Source organism: Okeania sp. SIO2F4 (assembly GCF_010672385.1).
GTDB lineage: Bacteria > Cyanobacteriota > Cyanobacteriia > Cyanobacteriales > Microcoleaceae > Trichodesmium.
Genome location: NZ_JAAHGT010000005.1, coordinates 1 through 1,661, shown reverse-complemented (window position 1 = coordinate 1,661; position 1,661 = coordinate 1). Strand labels below are relative to the sequence as shown.

Below are 1,661 nucleotides of genomic sequence, written 5' to 3'. Positions count from 1 at the left end.
CGCTTAATTAGTTATAAAAAAAACTTTCTCCTCTTCCTCTTCCTCTTCTCCCTCCTGACTCCTGAGAACTCCCCAATTATTTATAACTATTCATCCGGACATGATATTACTCTTGTTTTTCTTCAATTCCTAATTTTTTTATCTGTTTTTGTCGAGATGGGATAATACGGGAAATTGGCTGAGACATTTCTCTAAATGTCAAGTCTTGTTCTTGTTCCCTCAACTCAGCTATTTTTACCATTCGTTCCAAAGAACACATCTTCATTTGTTCAAATATTTTTATTTCTTTATTAATTCGACTTCTTTCTTGTTTCCTCAACTCAGCTATTCTTTCCATTTGTTCATCTGGATAATCATAAATAAGCATTATTTCAGCTTCATATATATCCATTTGTTCAAAAAATTCTCTCTTATTTTCACTCACTTGCTTATCATCAGCAATTTGATTAGTTTCTTCAATTGAATCATGATTAATATCAAGCTGAAATTTATCTTTAGCATATTCAATAAAATGCTCAATTGTATACATCCAAAATTGTTGTTTGACATTCTCTTTAAACTCACGCCTCAGTTCTATATGAGGAGAAATTATATTCCCATTTTTCTTGTTCCACCAGTCTTCCTTTTTATCTCCAGTAACAAAAATTATCGGTAGAGAATTTTCCTTGGCAAAATCTAATATTTGTCTCCACAATATAAAATCTCCGTACTTTTGTGCCCCTGTCTTATCTCTATCCATAAAACCAGGAGGTTTTAATTGCTGGTATCTACGATCTGCTTCTTTGTATAAGCTGCTTAAATTTATCTCATCATAAAATTTTCCTACTTTTGAATCAAACAGCGAGAGTATTTTTTCCAAAATCTTATCTTCCAGAATATTATCTTCATCAGTCTGCGGTAGATAGTGATTATTTTTTATTCTTTCTATTTTTTCTCTAAAGTTTTTCTCTACTTGGTCAACTGCATCGAAATAACTTTTCTGCTCATCAAACAAAATTTTTATTTCTGAAGCAACTATTCTTCCTGCTTGTGAAATACTTCCTTTGAGACTATCAAATTTCTTTTGCTTTACTTTCCATTGCTCAAGTTCTGATAAAGCATACTCGAAAGATTTTTTTTCCTTATCTATAATTTCTTCTCTATGCTCAAAAAACTCATCTGCTACTTGATAAGGCAGCCAAATTCTATCTTTGATATGTTCTAATATTCGGAAATAATCTTCTGATGTAGAACTCGATACCCGATAGAAATCTAATAAAAAATTTGTATCAAATACAAAAGTTGCTTTTTCCCATAATTCTGCAAAATCAGCTTCAGATAGAGGTAGTCTCCAAGAAAATAAATTTTTCATTATTTACCGAATAATTAAGGTTTAAAGCCTCTCCTTTAAAGGAGAAAAAAGCGGTCGATCTTCGGAGCTTCCCGTAGGGTGGGATGGCTAGGTCTCGGAGCCATATCCAATCTCCCCTTGAGAATAAAAAATTTTCCTGTTCGTCAATCCTATCCGTTTTCAAGGAGAAGTAATTATTAATTATTAACTAGCTAGCTCGCTTTTAGCCCATACGCTAGCCTCCTGCGGAGGAACTGCGAAATTCAGCTTTTTGAGCGATCGTTTAAATCCCCGGTTTCTATAAACCGGAAGGTGCGCGGAGGGGTAACAT

At 33.4% G+C, this 1,661-nt stretch carries 1 protein-coding gene; it reads right to left on the bottom strand.

Features of this window, described 5'->3' with window-relative positions:
* Nucleotides 1-106: 106 nt before the first annotated feature.
* The gene (locus F6K22_RS00495; protein WP_293092192.1) at nt 107-1,351 is read right to left on the bottom strand and encodes a PIN-like domain-containing protein; all 1,245 of its coding nucleotides are present in this window, start codon (nt 1,349-1,351) and stop codon (nt 107-109) included.
* Nucleotides 1,352-1,661: the final 310 nt, after the last annotated feature.